This window comes from Minwuia thermotolerans, from assembly GCF_002924445.1.
Lineage (GTDB): Bacteria > Pseudomonadota > Alphaproteobacteria > Minwuiales > Minwuiaceae > Minwuia > Minwuia thermotolerans.
Window position 1 is genome coordinate 1 of the sequence record NZ_PIGG01000025.1, and the last position, 2,233, is coordinate 2,233.

Genomic DNA, 2,233 nt, shown 5'->3' on the forward strand with positions numbered 1-2,233 from the left:
GAGGACGATCCGGGCTCGCCAGACATGGTTCTGAGGGGCGTTCCGATCCCGGACGAGCGCCTCAAGACGAGAGCGGTCATCCGGAGAAACTTCGAAGCTGATACCCGTGCGCATGCCGCAGACTCGCACGCAAAGCCGACAAGGGGAATCCCCATCGGGACTCCACTGTCGGGTTCAATCCACTAGACGTCAAAACGCGGGCAATTTTTGCTGCAGAAGCCACATCCCTTTTCGCGGCAGATTAACTTTCCGCAGTCGGGACTGAACTATGCCCCGTCCGTTGGACAGGTTTGACGAGGATTCAAGCTACAGTCGGTGCCGGCCGATCGGGTTTTCCATCACTTACGTCACGCTACCAAGGCTGTCGGCTGGAGGGCCGGGCGGAAGCCCGGGCCGGAGGCCGACAGCGCATTTCGATATACCGAAACCGGGGTGGCACCGCCATGGGCGGCGTGCGGCCGTCGGTGATTGTAGAAGCTGATCCAGGCGTCAATCCCCCGCCCGGCATCGCTGCCTCCTGAGAAGGCGCGCAGATGAACGCACTCGTACTTCAACGACCGCCAGAGACGCTCGATGAAGATGTTGTCGAGGAAGCGTCCCCGCCCATCCATTGAGACGCGAACGCCGGCGTCTTTCAGGCGCTGCGTCCACGCCCAGGCAGTGAACTGACTGCCTTGGTCGGTGTTGAAGATCTCAGGTGGCCCGTAGCGGGCGAGCGCCTCCTCCAGCGCGTCAATGCAGAACTGCGCTTCCATGGTGTTGGAGAGCCGCCAGGCAAGTACCCTGCGGCTCGCCCATTGCTGGGCGCACGGGCGCCGCCAGCTGCGCGAGCTCTTCGAGTGCGACGGCTCGCCGATGGCCGAGGAGGGGCTTCGCCGGATCGCCGAACTCTACCGCATCGAGGCCGAACTCAAGGGCCGGTCGCCTGAGGAACGGCGCGCCGTCCGCCAGGTTCGCTCGCGGCCGATCGTCGAGGCGTTCCGTACCTGGCTCGAGGCGCAGCGGGCACGCGTCTCGCCAAAGTCGCGCATCGGCGAGAAGCTCGGCTACTTTGCCAATCACTGGGCCGGCCTGTGTGTCTTCCTCGGCGATGGCCGCGTCGAGATCGACAGCAACGCCGTCGTGAACACGATCCGGCCGCTGGCTCTCGGGCGCAAGAACGCCCTGTTCGCAGGGCACGACCAGGGGGCCCAAAGCTGGGCTCGTATCGCCTCGCTGATCGAGACGGCGAAGATGAATGACGTCGATCCCTTCGCCTACCTGAAGGCGACGCTGGAGGCGCTCGCAAAGGGCCATCCGAACCAGCGGATCGAGGAGCTGCTGCACTGGGCCTTCAGCCAGACGTCAAGCTGACTGCTCGACGGTCCAGACGCACCGCTTACAGTGCCTCTAGACAATGAACAAGAGATTTTACGGTCTTCAGTGGATCGTGAAACCCGCCGGGATACTCATCATACCATCCGAAGAAGAGCACTCGTTGGTACATACGAGGATCAAGGTTTCCTTCCTGTGCCTCACTACGGGCGCGGGACATGAAGTCATGTAGGATTAACAGCCATGCCTAGGGAGTGCGCGCTCTTGCAGAACGCGCCTGTCCATGAGCTTTTCGACAAATGCGTGTTCCTGCTTGTTGCGCGTCTCCAAAAACGGAACCCCAGTCAGGATGATTCGACGCCAGTAGGGAGGGCAGTATATCGAATTCAACATTAAGCGCATCCCGGTAGGCAGGGACAGACCTCTCGAATTTCGCTGGACTTGGCCGCGCCGGCAAGCATGCATGCTGTCGGGACCGGCGGCGCGGACATGCGCGGCCGATCCCGGCCCGGCCTCCGCATCGCGGTCCGGGCTTCTCCTGGTGACAGCGCCGGCGCCGGGCCGGTGCGGAACGAAGCCACGGAGACGGACCATGACCACGCTAAATGACAGGCATATCGCCATCCTCGCCAATGCCGCGAACCGTACTGACAGCTGCGTGCTGCCGCTGCCGGAAGACATGCGACTGAGGGGCGGCGCGCTCACCGCCATGCTGCGGGCCCTGGGGCGCCGCGGCCTGGCCGAGCGCTCGGCGGACGATGCCTGGACCATTACCGAGGCCGGCCGTGCAGCGGTCGCAGGGACGGCCGCGACTGAGGCCGGCGAGAGCGAAGACGAGAACGCGGCGCCGAAGGTAGCGACCGCGGATTCGAACGCAGATGACGGGGATAGCGCCCCGAAGCCGCTCTTCCGTCCCGGC

At 64.0% G+C, this 2,233-nt stretch carries 4 pseudogenes; 2 read left to right on the forward strand and 2 right to left on the reverse strand.

Annotated elements, in window-relative coordinates:
* Window positions 1–114 (reverse strand): annotated as a pseudogene (locus tag CWC60_RS05690) (IS630 family transposase); the annotation flags it as partial.
* A gap of 233 nt (window positions 115–347) precedes the next feature.
* Window positions 348–797, reverse strand: a pseudogene (locus tag CWC60_RS05695) (transposase); the annotation flags it as partial.
* On the opposite strand from CWC60_RS05695, the pseudogene tnpC reads away from it, so the two are divergent.
* Window positions 784–1,353: pseudogene (gene tnpC, locus CWC60_RS05700) on the forward strand (IS66 family transposase); the annotation flags it as partial. The pseudogenes CWC60_RS05695 and tnpC sit on opposite strands and share 14 nt — an antisense overlap.
* A gap of 553 nt (window positions 1,354–1,906) precedes the next feature.
* Window positions 1,907–2,233: pseudogene (locus CWC60_RS05705) on the forward strand (hypothetical protein); the annotation flags it as partial.